Raw genomic sequence first — 17,504 nt, 5'->3', positions numbered from 1 at the left:
CCGTATACCGATATTTTAGATGTAGCGCAATAACACGTATTTATTCATAATATTAGAGGACCTAATATGCCACAGATTATTAATACCAACGCCATGAGCCTGGTGGCTCAGAATAACCTGAACAAATCACAGGCTGCTCTGGGTACTGCTATCGAACGTCTTTCTTCCGGTCTGCGTATCAACAGCGCAAAAGATGATGCTGCGGGTCAGGCGATCAGTAACCGTTTCACCGCTAACATTAATGGTCTGACTCAGGCATCCCGTAACGCAAACGACGGTATCTCCCTGGCGCAGACTACTGAAGGCGCACTGAATGAAATCAACGATAACCTGCAGAACATCCGTCGTTTAAGCGTTCAGGCAGCAAACGGTACTAACTCCGAATCTGACCGTCAGTCTATCCAGGACGAAATCGACCAGCGTCTGGCTGAAATCAACCGCGTTTCTGAGCAGACTGAATTCAACGGCATCAAAGTACTGAGCAAAGATCAGACGCTGAGCATCCAGGTTGGTGCGAACGATGGCCAGACTATCGATATCAACTTAGGTCAGATGGATACCGGTACGCTGGGTCTGGATGGTTTCAACATCATGAATATGGTGGCGACATCTCAGGTTACTGAAGGAATGCAGGTTGTTGGCGGTGCTGATAAATATAATTTAGAAAAGACTGATATTGAAAAGCTTGAAACCGAACTGTTCGGTGCCACTGGTACCGGCGGTAAAATGTATGCTTACACAGATGCAACTACTGGTGATACTGCATTTATCGGTGTTGATAAAGATGGTAACTGGAAAGCAAGTGTCGCAACAATCACACCGGAAACAACTCCAGGTGCAGGTGATGCAAAAATTGAATTTGCCACTGCAACTGATGTAGATGCAGCAACCGATCCGGTAGTTAAAAGCCTGACAATTCTGCAGACTATGGATGATGCATTGGCTATGGTCGATGAAATGCGTTCAGGTCTGGGTGCTTCCCAGAACCGCTTTAACTCTGTTATCAGCAACCTGGATAACACTGTTATCAACCTGTCTGAATCCCGTGCCCGTATCCTGGATGCAGACTTCGCGGTAGAAGTATCTAACATGAGCCGTGCGAACATCCTGCAGTCAGCGGGTACAACTGTTCTGGCACAGGCAAACCAGGTTCCGCAGAACGTTCTGACTCTGCTGCGTTAATCTGTTCTGATATCAATGAGGCCCGGCATCGTATTTGCCGGGCTTTTTTGTACACAGAAAACCCCCGGCTAGGCCGGGGGTTCCGGAAAGCTTACAGCTATAAGTCAGTTATAAAACCCCTTTTGATTTGTTAAAACATATTGCGGTCTGGCAACTGCAATGGTTCAACAAAAAATCAAAAGGGGGTCCCAATGGGGGACGAAAAGAGCTTAGCGCATACGCGATGGAACTGTAAGTATCATGTCGTTTTTGCACCAAAATATCGGCGACAGGCCTTTTACGGCGAGAAACGCAGGGCAGTAGGCAGCATACTCAGAAAGCTGTGTGAGTGGAAAAATGTGAATATTCTGGAAGCGGAGTGCTGTCCGGATCACATACATATGCTTTTGGAGATCCCGCCAAAGTTGAGTGTTTCAGGTTTTCTGGGTTACCTGAAGGGTAAGAGTAGCCTGATGCTGTACGAACAGTTTGGCGATTTAAAGTTTAAGTATAGAAACAGGGCGTTTTGGTGCCGGGGTTTTTATGTGGACACAGTGGGTAAGAATACCTCGCGAATACGGGAATACATAAAACACCAATTGGAAGAAGATAAGATGGGAGAGCAACTGTCGATCCCGTATCCCGGTAGCCCGTTTACGGGCAGTAAGTAACAACGAAATGCAAATGTCAGATTGCAATGCGCCTGTTAGGGCGCGGCTGGTAACAGAGCCTTATAGGCGCATATTAAAAACCCCCGGCTATGCCGGGGATATTTATTGATCCTGCGAATCGGGTATCACACCGTCAAGGGAATACCAAAAGGCGGGTATTTTCTGAAGATAAAAAAAAGACCCAAAGGCATTCAGGCAGGATGGTGTTCCGGAAATGCACTTTGAGCCAAAATAACGAGGCGTTATCGAAAATGACCGGTGATTAATCAGCCAGCCAAATCAATTGTTTTATCAACCAGTTCAATCTCTTCGCTGTTCAGCAGTTTTTCAATGTCCACCAAAATCAGCATCCGCTCATCGAGAGCGCCCAGGCCCAGCAGATATTCACTTGATAATGTGACAGTGAAATCCGGTGCCGGTTTGATTTGTTCTGTTGTCAGCGACAGCACATCAGAAACACCATCAACCACAATACCGACAACACGGGTGCCGAGGTTCAGCACAATAACAACGGTATTTTCATTAAACTCAGCAGAAGGCAGCTGAAACTTCACACGCAAATCAACAATCGGGACAATTGCACCGCGCAGGTTTGTCACACCGGAGATAAAAGCCGGGGTATTGGCGATCCGGGTGACACGGTCATAGCCGCGGATTTCCTGGACCTTTAAAATCTCAATACCATACTCTTCTGAGCCCAACCGGAAGACCAGATATTCCTGGCCATGGTTGTCGCTTGTAATATCTTGTTCTGAATTAGAAAAGTTCATTTTTCTCGTTCTCAGTAAAAGGGTTGAAAAAAGTGCAGATCATTATTTATTTTTTGACAATCCTGTCAGAACGGCGACATCCAGAATCAGCGCAACACTTCCGTCACCCAGAATTGTCGCGGCAGAGATACCCGGGATTTTGCGGTAATTTTTTTCCATATTCTTAACGACCACCTGATGCTGACCAATAAGCTGATCAACCAGCAGTGCATAGCGGTTTCCGGCGCTCTGAACAATGACGGCAATACTTTCATTGATATCATTCGGCTGTCCGGAGATATCAAATACTTTGTGCAGTTCAATAAGCGGCAGATACTCTTCACGGACCTGCAATACCCGCTCACCACCGGCCATGTTGTAGATTGCGGCCTCGCTGAGCAGTAATGATTCCATTACGGTATTGAGCGGCAGGACATAGATTTCGTCACCGGCACGAATCGACATACCGTCGAGAATAGCCAGTGTCAGCGGAAGAATAATACGGATCTTTGATCCCTTGCCCTGTTCCGAGTGAATTTCAACATGCCCGCCCATATCATGGATATTACGGCGGACCACATCCATTCCCACGCCGCGTCCTGATACATCGGTGACCTTTTCGGCCGTGGAAAAACCGGCGGCAAAAATCAGCATCCAGACATCTTCATCCGGCATATTGTCACTGGTCTGCAAACCCTGGGCATGAGCACGGGCGAGAATTTTTTCACGGTTAAGGCCGGCACCGTCATCAATCACTTCAATGATAATATTACCGCCGTGATGTTCCGCAGACAGTGTCAGTCTTCCCTGTTCAGGTTTACCGCACGCACGGCGGACTTCCATCGGTTCAATACCGTGGTCGAGGCTGTTTCGTACCAGATGTGTCAGCGGGTCGATAATGCGCTCAATCAGGCTCTTATCCAGTTCGGCGGATCCCCCGATAAGCGTGAGCTCAACCTGTTTGTTTAATTTACCGGCCAAATCATGAACCAGACGCGGGAAGCGGCTGAAGACATACTCCATCGGCATCATCCGCGTTGACATGACCGATTCCTGTAAGTCACGGGCATTACGTTCCAGCTGAGCAATACTTGAGATCAGCTCATCATGGACGGCGGGATCTAAATTTGCAGAGAGCTGGCTGAGCATTGACTGGGTAATAATCAGCTCACCGACCAGGTTGATGATTTGATCGACCTTATCGACAGCAACACGGATACTGCCGGATTCGGATGCGGGTGCCGGCGTCCGGTTCGGCTTCGGCCTTTCTTTTCGCGGCGCTGCTGCGGCCGGCGCTGACACGGGGCTGGTTTCCGGCACTTCTGTTTTTGTCTCTTCCGGCGCTTTTTCAACGGCGTCTTCAGCGGCTTTTTCGTGATTTTTTATCACGATCTGCTCACTGTCGAGCAGGAAACATAATACCGCTTCAATATCCTGTACTGACTCATGTGTGGTCAGTTCCAGTGTTAAAAGACTGTCGTTGTGTTGCGGGTTTTCCACTTTACCCATCAACATCAGCTCATCCAGTAACAGCTGGTATTCTGTTTCTTTTATATTACGCAGTTCGACGGATAATACGTTTCCGTCATTCCCGGCCTGTTTATCTTCAGCTGCGGCCGTTGTCTTTCCGCTCTCAGGGATGCCGTCAGCCGGTTCCGGGGCGGTGCCGGATGCAGGAGTCTCTGTCTGTTGTTTTGCATCTTCAGCCATCTGACGTAAAGCGGCACAAATATATTTGAAGCTTTCCTGGTCAGGCTCCTGTGAAGACTTATAAGCATTCAGTTGATCCTGCATAATATCCTTGCTCTCCAGAAATAAATCTATAATTCCGCTGGTCAGTGCCAGTTCACCGCACCGGGCATCATCCAGCAGGTTTTCCAGAATATGGGTTGTTTCCTGTAAAACGGTAAATCCGAACGTACCGGCCCCGCCTTTGATTGAATGTGCAGCCCGGAAGATAGCATTCAGGCTTTCAGTATCCGGAGAGGCATAATCCAGTTCTAAAAGATGCTTCTCCATATCTGCCAGAAGCTCATCAGCTTCTTCAAAAAATGTCTGATAAAAATCGCTGAAATCCATCTTATTTCCTGACATTAATAGATTAGTTAGAATCCGGGGTCGTGTTCTGAGCCGGTGCCGTTTCTGGTGCTGTGACTTGTTCCGGTACCGGGGCCGGCTCCGAAACAGGAACAGGAACGGAAACAGGCGCCGAAGGCGGCGCTGACACCGACACGGAAGGTACCGGGACAGGAACAGAAACAGGCGCCGGTTCCGGCACAATATTTAACGGCGGTTGTATACGGTTAGCATTCTCATCGATGGCAACATGCCTGATAATGGAATCATCCAGCAGGATTTGATTCTCTTTACTTTTTGAGACAACAAGTATTGTCATACGCCGATCTAACGCTGAGTCAGGCTGAGTTTCATCCGTTCCCATATTGCTTGCCATGCCGATTACCTGCAGCACTTTATCTCTGTGCAGCCCTGCGTTAACCAGAACCTGGCGGGATTCATTGGCCCTGTCTGATGACAATTCCCAGTTACTGTATCCGACTTCACCGTTGGCAAACGGAATGGAATCGGTATGACCGGTAAGAGTCAGACGGTTCGGAATATCATTGAATACCGGCGTCAGAGCCTGAAGGATATGCACCATATATTCCTCCGGCTTTTTACTGCCCAGTTTAAACATCGGGCGATCCTGGCTGTCGATAATCTGAATTAATAAACCACTGTCTGTAAGGCGTAATAGCAGGTTCGATTTAAACGCATTCAGGCGGGGATCAACTTCAATTAACTCTTCTATTTTTTCCTGGAGATCACTTAAATCATCTTTGTCACGATTAATATCATGAAGAAATTCTTCACCATCCTGTTTCATCATATCGTCGCCGCCGCCGCCCGGAATAACGTTGCTGCTGAGGCTGTCTTTGTCGCCATTGGCGACGGCAATATTGACAGGGGTTTTAAAGTAATCTGCTATTTGTTTGCGTTGTTGCGGTGATGAATTGGATAACAGCCACATGACCAGAAAGAATGCCATCATGGCCGTCATAAAATCGGCATAGGCAATTTTCCATGAACCACCATGGTGCCCGCCACCGCTGTGACCTTTTGATTTTTTAACAACAACAATCTTAGCCGACTTTTTACTCATGACGGATTTTCCGTTGTGGATGTGGTACCGGCGGAAGGTTGTTTGGCCTGACGGACATGCTCTTCGAGCTCATCGAAGCTCGGGCGTTCTGTTGAGAACAGGGTTTTACGGCCAAATTCAACGGCTATCTGAGGTGCATAACCATGCAGACTGGATAACAGCGTGACTTTGATGCATTGCAGCAGCTTTGTGTGTTCTGCACTTTTCTGACGCAGCAGCGATGCGAGTGGTAAAACAAAGCCGTAAGCTAATAAAATACCGAGGAATGTTCCCACCATTGCGTGTGCAATCAGCTCACCCATTTCCACCGCAGGGCGGTCAGCGGCGGCCAGTGCGTTTACCACACCCATAACGGCGGCAACGATACCAAAAGCAGGGAGGGCATCACCCATTACATTCAGCGTACTGGCGGATGCTTCATCTTCATGTTCACGGGTTTCGATTTCCTCATCCATTAATGATTCCATTTCGAATGCATTCATATTTCCGCTGATCATCATGCGCAGATAATCGACGAGGAAATTCATTAATACGGAGTCTTCCATGAGGCGCGGATAGGCGGTGAAGATAGGGCTGTTTTGCGGATCTTCGATATCATTTTCCAGTGCGACTAACCCGTTCTGACGACTTTTCGTTAACAGAAGGAAAATCATGGCCATTAAATCCATGTACAGATCTTTACTGTACTTAGACCCGCGGAGTAAGCGCGGAAATGACTGCAGTGTACTCTTAATAACTTTGCTGTTATTACCGACAACGAATGCACCGACACCGGCTCCGCCGATAATAAGAAGTTCTGTCGGCTGATAAAGAACACTCAGATTACCGCCGGATAGAACAAATCCACCAAACACAGTGGCAATAATGATGATGTATCCTAGAATAACAAGCACAGCGACTCCTTAATTACCTGAAAATAAGAGTATCTTTGTTTATAAAATAAAAAGAGACTAACGCATCAGCTTTCGGTGATGCGTTAGTCGTTATATAGCGTGATTTTTTAAATGTTTTCATTTGATGCGGAAACCGGGGCAGAAGATATACCTTTTACGTGACTTCTTTTTATTGCTCTGGATGGTGTAGAGCAAAGACTGCAGGTAAATAATCTGTCACTCTGTTCTGTTGTGACGATAAATGAGCCGCCGCAACTGCAACATTTTGTGTGCGTAATCATATTACATCCGATAAAACGGATTAATGTCCATGCCCGGGTTAAACCAAGAACAGGTTTCTCATTGGTATCATCTGAGCATTGTTCCAGATAAAGCTTGTATGCTTTCAGTGTATTTTCAATGGCACTGCCGGCCCGGGATTTTTGCAGATATAAATAAATATTGTAGAACATGGAAGAATGAACATTATGCTCCCATGCCATAAACCAATCCGGTGAAAACGGAAGTAATCCCCGCGGAGGCGAACACCCTTTAAGTTCTTTATACAGGCGTAATAAACGTCTGCGGCTCAGACTGGTTTCAGTTTCTAATACCTGCATACGTGCGCCGAGAGAAATTAATTCTATCGCAATATTCACTTCTCTCATTTCATGTAAAATACTTTTATCTGACATAAGGTATTCCTTCCGTTTTATTGTACAGAAATATCTTGTTCTGACAGAGAATCAAGAAGCTCTGTCGATAAAATAATTCCGGTATGAATGCGCTGAAGTGCATCAATACGGGAATCCTTTGTCAGACAATCAATAACAGCATTGTTGTCTACACGTAACCGGCAAATTAACTGACCAATAGAAGAAAGCTTAATGAGTTGAGGCAGTGACAAATCTTTTATTATCTCAATAGTATCTTCATCAAGACCGAGCTGAAAGCCGGCTGCTAATTTATCATCTCTGATAAGTCGCTGAGCCAGGAGTAAATAAGATAAGTTCATATCATGGATGTTCTGCAAATGTTCGTTATAACTCATAATTATGTCCAACTCTAAAGGTAATTAAATGTAGTAGAATAAATCATTAAATAAGCCTGTATGAGAATACACGCAAATAATATTGACCAGATAAGGCCTGATTAAGATTATTAGCGGGCATAGGGTTATGCAAGCATTTATACGAACTTATCTACAATAAGAGATAATTACCTGGTTTGGTGCAGTTATAAACAAAACTTACGTACACCTATATTTTTTCTGCCGAAAATAAAAGCAGCAAAAACACAAACCCTTTAAAAATCAATGTGTTAAAATTGTGTTCTTTAGGGTTAAAACTTATCTATAAAAAAGTTATAATATAAAAAACTACTTTTTAATTTACTGATGATTAATTATATGAAATTTTTTCCCGATTTTAAGCTAAAAATGATAAAATTACGCATCTGGTGACAAATAAGCACGTAATCTCTTTATTGCCTGGCTGTGTAACTGGCTGACCCTGACCTCGCTTATACCTAAAATCAGTGCTATTTCTTTCATGTTTAACTCTTGCTGATAGTATAGCGAAAGTAACAACTGATCCCGTTCAGGAAGATTTTTTATACTACCGCTAATCTGCGCAGTTAAACTTTGGGCCATTAAGCTTTGCGCCGGATCGGTAAACTCCTGCTGAGAGGATATCTCATCAATACTGTCCGGATATTCCTCCTGTAATTCATCAAGAGAAAAAATCTGACTTGTATTACTGTCAATCAGCATCTGATGGTATTCATCTAATGAAATTCCCATCTCCTCTGCGATTTCACTTTCAGTCACAATTCGTCCCTGTTTTTGTTCCAGACGGGAAATAACTGACGATATTTCACGGCTGTTTGCCCGGACTCGTCTGGGAACCCAATCATTTTCCCGTAACTCATCAATCAGTGCCCAGCGAATACGGTTGGCCAGGTATGTACTAAGTGCAATACCTTTATTTTTATCGTATTGATCCAATGCATGCATAAACGCTATTGACGCAGCCTGAATCAAATCATCGAGCTCAATACTACCGGGAAGTTTAGCCTGTAATTTTAATGCCTCATAGCGGATTAAATACTGATATTTAGCCCACAGTGCATCTTTATTGACAGTCCCTTCCGGTGTATAAATCCCATTCACAATAATCGACTCAATCTATATTCAATGAGTCGTATTATTAATGATTTACACAAAATCACATAGCCGGATAAGCGATAACATTCTGACCTATTTTGGACTATGACAGCCTTAATCACTGCTTCAGGTAAACGCTATCGGGAAAAAAGAGTGAAATTCTTTCTGCTTTAAACAACAGTCCGGCATAACGTTATATGTTGATAAGGTAATTATACGTAGGGTGATGTGCCATTTTCTGACTTACACGAAGGGGAGGGGAATATAATCATGAATATAAATCGTTACATCCCCTGGTATTTTATTTTAACAGGAAAAAACACTTACAATAAAATGAGAAAATGTGAATAAGAACAATGCTCAGGTTACTGAATGTAAAAAGAGAGTGCAGAGCAGCCGGACAAATATAAAGTCCGGCTGCTCTGCACAGGTCTTTAATTTTTATTAACACACATCATAATCGGTGAGAATGGTGTACTTAATAACCACGAATTATTAATTTTCTTAATTTTTACTTTCCTGTTAGGAAGTGACAAATCAAACACGTTTGAATTGAAAAAATCATCTGAGATTTTATCCGAGGCAAGATGATAGACCTCTGTGTTATAGATTGATATAAATCCGTTATCTTCAATCGAGTAGTCAAACTCGATTTCTCTCAGAATCGCACTGCTGGTTTTACTCTGTTCATTATCACCTTGTTTTTTCTCCAGTACTCCTGATATATAAAGTGAACCCGTATTGTTTTTTCTTAAATCTATGGTGATATTGCTTCTTATACTGATATTACCGGGAAGCAAGGGGGCTGAGTAATGTGACATACATGAAATACTTACTGACCTTTTAAAAAAATGAGAGTAATCAATAAAAATAAAGAGTATTGAACTTATCAAAGGTATAATGCTTATAATAATAAGAAACAGTGTGTTTTTTTTATTGGTATTCATTGAAATATATGTCCTGGCAGGATGAGAATGTCTTCCCTTCAGGTGTTGATGTAATACATCTGCTTATAAAAACTTTCCCTGTATCATTGTAAAGCTTATTATCATCAGCCTGAAATATGAATGACGAGTTTTTTATGCATGGAATATGTTTATTTATTACCTGACTGGCAATTTTCATATTTGCTTCATTATATTCAGTAGAGTGTTTTTTGATAGTATAAACGTAGCAGCTATCAATATTCCCCATTAAATATAATTGTTCTTTTTCAAAATAAAAATCATTATCAGCTCCATTGCGCTGCAAAAAAAATAATATTAGAAATGTTGATATTATTATCAGAACAACAATGGAAACATCTCTTATTTTATTTTTATTGGCCACTAACAGAGAGGCGGGTGCAGGTTTATTTTTAGCCGTATCTGACGTTGATGATGAACCCTGCTCAATTTCAACGATCGCTGATTCATGTATCCGTAGTCCTACTTTTGGAATGGTGACGATGATATCACTATCAGCCCCCATATCCTGTAAAATTTTACGCAGCATCGATATGTTTTGAGAAAGTGAATTATTTGATGCCTGAAGCCCGTTTTTATTCCAGATGTCATCTAATAAATCATTTCTTTTTACAATGGTTTTGCTGTTTTCAAGAAGGTAACTCAGTATTTTTGCTGGTATTATGGACAATCTTACCGATTTATCAGGGCTCAGTGAATTCCATATTTTGCCGTCATCAACCCGGAAGTTTATTACTTTATTAATTTTATATTCCATTTCACTGCCTTAAAATGAAAATATCTATTTTTAGCCATTACTATTTTACATGTACACCATGCCAATATAAGTATCTGTAATTTATAGGTTTTTATGTTATGGCGTTATCCGGAATGACTTTTGCATAATAATAAGTCAGGGTCTGAATTTTTTCTGGTGCTGTCGTAAAATGTAATAATGGTATGGATTTGTTTTAACAGTCTATGATGTCATTTTTATTAAGTATAACTACATCATTTTCATAAATGACTCTGATCTAAAGTAATTGATAATCATTTGTGATATTTCATTGTTATTTTTAATATCATTATTCTGATTGGTGACAAGTGATTCGGTGAAGAAGTCATTTATATTACAATTGAAAAGAAAGCTTAGTTTGTGTATTGCATCAATACTGATCTGCTCTTTACCGCTTTCATAGGAGTGAATAGTGTTCTTTGATACATACAGCATATCAGCCAGTTTTTTTACTGACATGTTTCTGTGTACCCTCATTTCTTTTATCCTTCTTCCGACTCTTGAGGTAATATTTACCGGCACCTGATTCATTACATTATTTTTATTCATGATATACAAACCGAATGGTGGTGATTTTCAAGTGTAATAATTTTATTCGTGTACGATAAAATTATTATGTTATCTCATCAGAGAGAGGCGTTGGTGATTACATTTTATTTTTTTATTTGATTTCGGCAATTTTCTTTTTCAATGTATGAATTAAATTGCAATATGTTCATGAATCGCCATATACTCATATCAAAAGCAGTAGAAATAACTTCTAACTGGTCAATTGTCAGCTTTGTTTTTCCATTCTCGTAACGTGATATCTGCTGCTGACTTATTCCGACAATCTGAGCGAGTTGTTCACCGCTCATTTTTCTGGATGCTCTCAGTTTTCGTATCAGAAATCCGACTTCTTCATTCAATGAAAAAGTTGATTCGGTACGTTGTTTTTTTTGCCGGGGTGACATAGTTATAACATCCTTATATAATAGGATTATTCTTAATGTTAAAAGTAAGATGATTATTTTCAGTAAACCGTCATCTGTCATTTGAGGTTCACAAAAATAATTTTTACACAAAAAAACGAAGAAAATGGTTTTTTACTCCAAAATCACGTTTATGAGGAGTATTTTAGGTAAAAATAACTAAAGATCAACAGGGTATTGTTTTAGTGTTTATTTGTAAAACTACAATAATACATTGATTTATATAATAATTCTATTTTTTGACGAGTGATGTTGTGAAGCTTTTCACTAAAATGCAACCGGATTATAGGGTTATGTCAATTTGATTATCATAATAAGTTAAAAATACACGTTTTCTAAGAATTTTCCCCAAAATATGTGTCTGAGTGCGACAATAAGTTACAAATTATAAATTTCATGGGTTTTATATGTGTAAGCTACTATTATTTAAGGCGTTATTTTTATACTCTTAATCAAGTGTTTCACTTTATACGTATAATATGTAAAGTTTTTTTTCTGAAATCATTTTTACCGGGCAGTCTGTTAGAATTGTTATTACATTTTCAGTCTGTAAAGCGATCCTTGATCAGGTAGCTTATTCTGTCATCCCGCATATAACGGAAGGGTCACAAGCTGATGTTACCTAATATTTCTAATTCTCAGCTTCCGCTTTCAGGTGAGGAACCGCTGAATGTGGTGTCAGACAAACAGCCATTGTCAGGAGAACAACGTGCGGTTCTTGAAAGACTGATAACGCAGCTGGCATCGCTGACAAAACTCCGGCAGGCTGACTTATGGTCACAGATAAAGCAGGAAGCAGGGATCCGGAATAATGCACCTTTATTGTCCCGGCATTTTGCTGAGGTAGAAAAAAATATTATTCAGAGACTCGGGGTCAGCGGCCGTGATCGTACTTATTCTCTGCAATTAATACAATTAACCGAGCTGATGGGACAGGGAAAAAACAGTTCAGTTGTCAGAGATTTTATCCGGGCACAATACGGTTATACAGCACTCAGCCAGCTAAGCCGTGAGCAGATAAAAGACGTCCTGATGCTGTTACAGCAGACACCTGACAGCAGTTCTCTGATTAAAGGCAGTGCCGTCATAAATTCCGGCCCGTATATACAGAAGGCCGGACATCATTTTCTTAGTCAGTTAGTTTCTGCACTGGCTGATATAACAAAAAACCCGGAAGAACAAATCTGGCAGTCTTTGCTGAAAATATCAGGCAGTAAAAGCGCAGCGTTAATTCCATCCGGTGTGTATCCCCATCTGGTTGCTCTGCTTCAGGCCCGTACTATGATGGCCGGGCGGAGTAATATGACATTGGATACGATGCAGTCGGCACTGAAACAAATACTGAAACCGGAAGAATTAATCATACTTAAAGAGTACGCTCAGGATTCTTATAAGATTCAGGTGCAAACTCCCCTGACAGCGGTGCAGGTACAGGAGCTTATCAATTATATTTTCCGGCGCCGTATTGAAAATAACGGTTATTCGCCGGAACCGCAGAATATTCAGCCGATTTATAATCCGGTGGTGCCGGTGGCTGAATCATCAGAAACCCCGCAATCCCTTTCCAAAATTATATTAATCACACTGCTGATCACATCAGTCATACTTTTATTTATTTTTTAATTGCAGTCTGACCCGCCCGGTTTTGCGGTTACAGGCAGTGATCTCTGTCACGCTTTTGTCACCGCATTCTCCCTGTCGTTATTTAATCGCGTTAGTAGCACCTGTAAGACGTTTTCGTATCTTCCCATGCTTTCATATTACCTTCAGCAAAAAAAACGCACCTGATTCGTCGTGCGCTGCCTGTTTTTTGAACATCATCATGTATTTTTCATTATTGCGGTTTACTGTCATTTTCCGCAATGGCAGATCGGCGGCAGATTTATTGCCGGTTGACAGTATATTGTGTCTGACTGTGTGGTTCGTACTATATATGGATAAGTACAGTCGTATGGCTGTAACATAAGCCTGCTTATTATTGCGGTTTTCCGGTATAAATACCATAATACCGAATTCTGTGGATTCTTTTTACCGTCTCAGCAGAGAAGCAGAGACGTGTTCCGGCTGTCGTTTCAGAGATGAAATGATGTTCTGACACCGGGCGCTGTAATACACCGCATGCTATAAAAACGGATGTATTATGATAATCATTGTTAATATCATTTCCGTTACCGGTGAAAAGAAACTGACAGCAATTTCACCGATCTTTTTTACTGTCTCTGCCGGAAAGCAGAAACGTATTCCGATCATTGTTTCAGAGATGAAATTATTTCTGACACCGGCCATCGTCACAGACTGCACGATGCAGTGCTGACGTATTATGATAGTTATCGTTAATACCCTCTTTGTTACCGGCAAAAAGGTACTGATACCAGACTGCGCAGATCTTTTCCTGCCTGCTCTGCAGAAAACAGAGGTATGTTTCCGCCGTCGTTTCAGAGGTGAAATGATATTTTGACACTGATCACCCTAATACACTGCTCGATGTCGTACTGATGAATGACGATAATCATCGTTAATATCGTCTCTGTTACTGGCAAAAAGGTACTGTTATGACAGACAACTTCCCTGATCTGCCGGAGACCGGCAGGATATCCCTTCGCCGCCAGAGTTCCGGCCTGCTGACAACCGGTCATCTGGAACGGGCCCGTCAGCTGCGTACGCTGGCGATTGCAGCTGAACTTGATTGCCCGCGCTATTTGCTGGCACCGGAAATCAACCGCCTGTTGCAGTATGTTCCGGATCTGCATCAGCGAACTCTTATTGATACGCTGTGGAATACCGGCGGTCGTATTCATGAAATAATGGCTTTGACTAAAGGTGATTTTTATTTTGATACGGAAACGCCATTTGTTGTGCTGAAAACACTGAAACAGCGTCAGCCGGTGGATATCACGGTAAAGCATAAACCTCAGGCGATAAAAAAACGCGCTGTACCGTTATTTGATGCAGAGTATGTGAGGCTGATGAAAAGTTACTTTGCGACTATGCGCTATAAGAATCAGAATAAGATCTGGCCGGTCCGCAGTGACAATACGGTGCGTAACTGGTTGCGTGAAGCAGTACGTCTTGCAGCAGAGGATGGTTTTTCTTTAGTAACCGAATCCGTCACCTGTCACACACTTCGCCATAGTTTTGCCATGCATCTTATTTTTCACGGTGTGCCGGTAAAAGTCATTCAATCTTATCTCGGACATAAAAAATCGGCGTCAACTGACATTTACACCCGGATTTTCACCCTTGACGCTATGCTGCACTTTGATATTTCCTTCCGCTGATCGGTTTGTCCCCGGCATTCGCCGGGGTATCGCTTCCCTGATTTTTTCTGATACGTTCTGTGTGATTTTCTTCATCTACAGTCAAAAATTTTTTTTTATTTGTGTACACTGTTAATTTTATGGTGTCCATAGGCTCGGCTTGTCTATTTTTGCGTATCCGTATTTTTATCTTTTTTTGTGTACTCACGTCAGATAAGCAGAAATAACAATGATCATTCCTGTTTCGGTAGTGTTTTTTTATAGAATAATAAAACTAACATTACATGAGCGTTTATTACCAGATCTACTATCCGGGGCGATTTCAGAATGAAAATTGCGTGAAATAATTAATAAAATCATTAATTATCAAAGTAATAGCGTTGTCATTTGCAATGGTGAAAGAATGCAGGTATAAAGTGTTTACAATGCTGATGATATGTAGGATTATTATATTAAGTTCAGAATTCTGCATGCGGGGAGTTTGGTGTGATGAATGAAAATAATCAGTTTAATAAAATAGCCGGCCGTTCAGTCCGGCTTCTGCAGTCATTAACCTCCCAGGTTCAGACGCAGAAGGAAGAGCTCAATGAGACGTCCTATTATCAGGTTTATTCAAAAGCGGCGGTGGCGAAACTCCCCCGTCTGACCCGTGCCGGTGTGGATTACGCCGTCAGTGAAATGGAAAGTCAGGGCTATGAATTTGAAAAGCGTGAGGCCGGCACCGCACAGAAATATGCGATGAGTATCCGGAATATTATTGATATTTACCATCACCGGAATGTGCCGAAATACCGCGACCGTTATAAGGAGGCCTTCACTCTCTTTATCGGTAACCTGAAAGGCGGTGTGTCGAAAACCGTCAGCACGGTCTCACTGGCTCACGGATTGCGCACACATCCGCACCTGATTTGTGAGGATCTGCGAATTCTGGTCATTGACCTGGATCCGCAGTCTTCTGCCACCATGTTTCTTGATCACAAGCAATCGGTGGGCTCAGTCGAAACCACGGCTGCCCAGGCCATGCTGCAGAATGTGACCCGCGAGGAACTGCTCAGTGATTTTATCCTGCCGTCGGTGGTTCAGGGGGTTGATGTGATCCCTGCCTCGATCGAGGATGCGTTTATTGCCTCCCAATGGGAAGTTCTGTGCAATGAGTACCTGCCGGGGCATAACATCTACACGGTGCTGCGGGAAAATATTATTAATAAACTGCGGCAGGACTATGATTTTATCTTTATTGACAGCGGTCCTCACCTGGATGCGTTTTTATCCAATGCGATTGCGGCGGTTGATATTCTGATGACACCGGTACCGCCGGCTCAGGTTGATTTCCACTCCACGCTGAAGTATCTGACGCGGCTGCCTGAACTTATCGGCATGATCGAATCGACAGGAGCACAGGTGAATCTCATCAGTAATATTGGTTTTATGTCCAAACTGGTCAACAAGACAGACCATAAATTGTGTCACAGTCTGGCCAAAGAGATCTTCGGCGGTGACATGCTCGATGTGGCTCTCCCGCGGCTGGACGGGTTTGAGCGCTGCGGCGAGTCATTTGATACGGTGATCTCTGCAAACCCGGCCACGTATATCGGCAGTGCGGAAGCGCTGAAAAATGCCAAAGCCGCAGTAGAGGATTTTTCCAAAGCAGTGTTCGATCGTATTGAGTTCCTGCGTCAGAATCGGGGTTACTATGCAAACTAAACGTAAAACAATCGGCAGGACACTGAGTGCGGTATCCCCGGTTTTCCCGGCGGCAGAAGCCGCTGAGTCCCGGAGGTTCATTCTCAAATCAGGTAAATCTGCACTTTTTCATCTGGTTCATATTCCGGCAGAGGAACTTGAGGAGCGCACATTCGTCCGCTTTTCGGTCAACGGTAGGGATCAGAGTGCGCTGACCCCGGAGTCACTGACAGATATCACGCGGACATTAAGTTTACAGCAGTTCTTCCCGGCCATCGGTTACCGTACGCACGGAAAGACAGAAATACTGGATGGTTCACGACGACGCGCTGCCGCTCTGTTATGCCAGGTGGGGTTAAACGTTCTGGTAACGGATACCGAAATCAGCACTGACGATGCCCGGCAGCTGGCCGCTGATATCCAGACTGCGAAGGAGCATAACCTGCGGGAGATCGGGTTGCGTCTTATGCAACTGCGTGAAAAAGGAATGTCACAGAAAGAAATTGCGGCGTCAGAGCAGTTATCTGCGGCAAAAGTGACTCGGGCAATCCAGGCGGCTTCGGTACCCGGCGACCTTATCGCACTTTTCCCGGTTCAGTCCGAGCTGGGCCATAATGATTACCGGCTGTTGCTGCTCATCGATAGTCTGATCAAATCTGAGGCACTTTCCCGTAAAACGCTTCTGAAGGAAATGAACGATAAAGTTAATACGCTCATCAATAACGGACAGACCATCCCTGATGAACTGAAAAAAATTATTCTGTCTGAACTTAAGGCACTGACGGATAACCTGATGCGCAGAAACAAACCGGACGTGGCCGTGGTTGTTCCGCTCCGGACGTTTAATGACAAAAATATGTATGCGCGTAAACGGGCCAAAGACAGGGGATTCAGTTATGAATTTAACCGTGTGCCGAAAGCATTACAGGATGAGCTTGATAAAGAGATACAGAAGGTCCTGACACGCTATTATGCCGGGGAAGCGGACAGCCATGAGATGAGAGCAGATGAACAGGTAGCTGACTGATAACAGAAGCAAAACTGCCCCCTGAGAACAAAAAACCCCGACATCTTCT

18 protein-coding genes are annotated in these 17,504 nt (G+C 43.0%); 7 read left to right on the top strand and 11 right to left on the bottom strand.

Features of this window, described 5'->3' with window-relative positions; genetic code table 11:
• Nucleotides 1-66 precede the first annotated feature (66 nt).
• Both ACF8OF_RS00705 and tnpA read left to right on the top strand, forming a co-directional pair.
• Complete coding sequence (locus ACF8OF_RS00705) at nucleotides 67-1,182, top strand: FliC/FljB family flagellin (RefSeq protein WP_392495384.1); 1,116 nt, start codon at nucleotides 67-69, stop codon at nucleotides 1,180-1,182.
• Nucleotides 1,183-1,373: 191 nt separating this feature from the next.
• On the top strand, nucleotides 1,374-1,832 hold the full coding sequence (gene tnpA / locus ACF8OF_RS00700; RefSeq protein ID WP_025155333.1) for an IS200/IS605 family transposase: 459 nt from the start codon (nucleotides 1,374-1,376) through the stop codon (nucleotides 1,830-1,832).
• 266 nt (nucleotides 1,833-2,098) lie between these two features.
• Here the strand turns inward: tnpA and cheW are convergent, their stop codons facing one another.
• The 11 genes from cheW to ACF8OF_RS00645 form a co-directional block, all read right to left on the bottom strand.
• Nucleotides 2,099-2,602, bottom strand: a complete 504-nt coding sequence (gene cheW, locus ACF8OF_RS00695) for a chemotaxis protein CheW (protein ID WP_025152272.1) — start codon at nucleotides 2,600-2,602, stop codon at nucleotides 2,099-2,101.
• Between the two features lie 42 nt (nucleotides 2,603-2,644).
• The gene (gene cheA, locus ACF8OF_RS00690) at nucleotides 2,645-4,660 is read right to left on the bottom strand and encodes a chemotaxis protein CheA (protein ID WP_274371672.1); all 2,016 of its coding nucleotides are present in this window, start codon (nucleotides 4,658-4,660) and stop codon (nucleotides 2,645-2,647) included.
• 22 nt (nucleotides 4,661-4,682) lie between these two features.
• Nucleotides 4,683-5,741, bottom strand: a complete 1,059-nt coding sequence (gene motB, locus ACF8OF_RS00685; RefSeq protein WP_274371673.1) for a flagellar motor protein MotB — start codon at nucleotides 5,739-5,741, stop codon at nucleotides 4,683-4,685.
• Nucleotides 5,738-6,634: a flagellar motor stator protein MotA gene (gene motA / locus ACF8OF_RS00680; protein WP_274371674.1), complete on the bottom strand. Its 897-nt coding sequence runs from the start codon at nucleotides 6,632-6,634 to the stop codon at nucleotides 5,738-5,740. The genes motB and motA overlap by 4 nt, the downstream gene beginning before the upstream one ends.
• A gap of 107 nt (nucleotides 6,635-6,741) precedes the next feature.
• A complete protein-coding gene (gene flhC, locus ACF8OF_RS00675; RefSeq protein WP_025152276.1) occupies nucleotides 6,742-7,308 on the bottom strand; it encodes a flagellar transcriptional regulator FlhC in 567 nt (188 codons plus the stop codon).
• A gap of 17 nt (nucleotides 7,309-7,325) precedes the next feature.
• Entirely contained in the window at nucleotides 7,326-7,667 is a 342-nt protein-coding gene (gene flhD, locus ACF8OF_RS00670; RefSeq protein WP_349467810.1) for a flagellar transcriptional regulator FlhD, read from the bottom strand.
• A gap of 393 nt (nucleotides 7,668-8,060) precedes the next feature.
• The gene (locus ACF8OF_RS00665) at nucleotides 8,061-8,783 is read right to left on the bottom strand and encodes an RNA polymerase sigma factor FliA (protein WP_349467753.1); all 723 of its coding nucleotides are present in this window, start codon (nucleotides 8,781-8,783) and stop codon (nucleotides 8,061-8,063) included.
• Between the two features lie 428 nt (nucleotides 8,784-9,211).
• Nucleotides 9,212-9,598: a hypothetical protein gene (locus ACF8OF_RS00660; protein ID WP_369444863.1), complete on the bottom strand. Its 387-nt coding sequence runs from the start codon at nucleotides 9,596-9,598 to the stop codon at nucleotides 9,212-9,214.
• A 112-nt stretch (nucleotides 9,599-9,710) separates the two neighbouring features.
• A complete protein-coding gene (locus ACF8OF_RS00655; protein ID WP_349467754.1) occupies nucleotides 9,711-10,499 on the bottom strand; it encodes a winged helix-turn-helix domain-containing protein in 789 nt (262 codons plus the stop codon).
• A gap of 228 nt (nucleotides 10,500-10,727) precedes the next feature.
• Nucleotides 10,728-11,048, bottom strand: coding sequence for a helix-turn-helix transcriptional regulator (locus ACF8OF_RS00650; RefSeq protein WP_354633391.1), 321 nt, complete (start codon nucleotides 11,046-11,048; stop codon nucleotides 10,728-10,730).
• A 122-nt stretch (nucleotides 11,049-11,170) separates the two neighbouring features.
• Nucleotides 11,171-11,470 carry a helix-turn-helix domain-containing protein gene (locus ACF8OF_RS00645; protein ID WP_274371678.1) on the bottom strand — a complete coding sequence of 100 codons (300 nt, stop codon included), beginning with the start codon at nucleotides 11,468-11,470 and terminating at the stop codon, nucleotides 11,171-11,173.
• 633 nt (nucleotides 11,471-12,103) lie between these two features.
• Here ACF8OF_RS00645 and flk point away from each other — a divergent pair.
• The 5 genes from flk (at nucleotide 12,104) to ACF8OF_RS00620 (ending at nucleotide 17,455) form a co-directional block, all read left to right on the top strand.
• Nucleotides 12,104-13,111: a flagella biosynthesis regulator Flk gene (gene flk, locus ACF8OF_RS00640; protein WP_274371679.1), complete on the top strand. Its 1,008-nt coding sequence runs from the start codon at nucleotides 12,104-12,106 to the stop codon at nucleotides 13,109-13,111.
• A gap of 517 nt (nucleotides 13,112-13,628) precedes the next feature.
• Nucleotides 13,629-13,802 carry a hypothetical protein gene (locus ACF8OF_RS00635; protein ID WP_262862880.1) on the top strand — a complete coding sequence of 58 codons (174 nt, stop codon included), beginning with the start codon at nucleotides 13,629-13,631 and terminating at the stop codon, nucleotides 13,800-13,802.
• A gap of 238 nt (nucleotides 13,803-14,040) precedes the next feature.
• Entirely contained in the window at nucleotides 14,041-14,766 is a 726-nt protein-coding gene (locus ACF8OF_RS00630; RefSeq protein WP_279800414.1) for a tyrosine-type recombinase/integrase, read from the top strand.
• 468 nt (nucleotides 14,767-15,234) lie between these two features.
• Nucleotides 15,235-16,449 (top strand): AAA family ATPase, encoded by a 1,215-nt coding sequence (locus ACF8OF_RS00625; protein WP_275983733.1) that lies wholly within the window; start codon nucleotides 15,235-15,237, stop codon nucleotides 16,447-16,449.
• Nucleotides 16,439-17,455 carry a ParB family protein gene (locus ACF8OF_RS00620; protein ID WP_274371681.1) on the top strand — a complete coding sequence of 339 codons (1,017 nt, stop codon included), beginning with the start codon at nucleotides 16,439-16,441 and terminating at the stop codon, nucleotides 17,453-17,455. The genes ACF8OF_RS00625 and ACF8OF_RS00620 overlap by 11 nt, the downstream gene beginning before the upstream one ends.
• Nucleotides 17,456-17,504 lie beyond the last annotated feature (49 nt).

Source organism: Morganella sp. TYF_1, from assembly GCF_043105645.1.
GTDB classification, from domain to species: domain Bacteria; phylum Pseudomonadota; class Gammaproteobacteria; order Enterobacterales; family Enterobacteriaceae; genus Morganella; species Morganella morganii_B.
This window is presented reverse-complemented; position numbering and strand designations above follow the sequence as displayed.

Excerpts from the sequence above, each read along its gene's own strand:
- ACF8OF_RS00705 (WP_392495384.1), top strand. The coding sequence starts at position 67 with ATGCCACAGATTATTAATACCAACGCCATGAGCCTGGTGGCTCAGAAT.
- tnpA (WP_025155333.1), top strand. The coding sequence starts at position 1,374 with ATGGGGGACGAAAAGAGCTTAGCGCATACGCGATGGAACTGTAAGTAT.
- cheW (WP_025152272.1), bottom strand. The coding sequence starts at position 2,602 with ATGAACTTTTCTAATTCAGAACAAGATATTACAAGCGACAACCATGGC.
- cheA (WP_274371672.1), bottom strand. The coding sequence starts at position 4,660 with ATGGATTTCAGCGATTTTTATCAGACATTTTTTGAAGAAGCTGATGAG.
- motB (WP_274371673.1), bottom strand. The coding sequence starts at position 5,741 with ATGAGTAAAAAGTCGGCTAAGATTGTTGTTGTTAAAAAATCAAAAGGT.
- flhC (WP_025152276.1), bottom strand. The coding sequence starts at position 7,308 with ATGTCAGATAAAAGTATTTTACATGAAATGAGAGAAGTGAATATTGCG.
- ACF8OF_RS00660 (WP_369444863.1), bottom strand. The coding sequence starts at position 9,598 with ATGTCACATTACTCAGCCCCCTTGCTTCCCGGTAATATCAGTATAAGA.
- ACF8OF_RS00655 (WP_349467754.1), bottom strand. The coding sequence starts at position 10,499 with ATGGAATATAAAATTAATAAAGTAATAAACTTCCGGGTTGATGACGGC.
- ACF8OF_RS00650 (WP_354633391.1), bottom strand. The coding sequence starts at position 11,048 with ATGAATCAGGTGCCGGTAAATATTACCTCAAGAGTCGGAAGAAGGATA.
- ACF8OF_RS00645 (WP_274371678.1), bottom strand. The coding sequence starts at position 11,470 with ATGTCACCCCGGCAAAAAAAACAACGTACCGAATCAACTTTTTCATTG.
- flk (WP_274371679.1), top strand. The coding sequence starts at position 12,104 with ATGTTACCTAATATTTCTAATTCTCAGCTTCCGCTTTCAGGTGAGGAA.
- ACF8OF_RS00635 (WP_262862880.1), top strand. The coding sequence starts at position 13,629 with ATGATAATCATTGTTAATATCATTTCCGTTACCGGTGAAAAGAAACTG.
- ACF8OF_RS00630 (WP_279800414.1), top strand. The coding sequence starts at position 14,041 with ATGACAGACAACTTCCCTGATCTGCCGGAGACCGGCAGGATATCCCTT.
- ACF8OF_RS00625 (WP_275983733.1), top strand. The coding sequence starts at position 15,235 with ATGAATGAAAATAATCAGTTTAATAAAATAGCCGGCCGTTCAGTCCGG.
- ACF8OF_RS00620 (WP_274371681.1), top strand. The coding sequence starts at position 16,439 with ATGCAAACTAAACGTAAAACAATCGGCAGGACACTGAGTGCGGTATCC.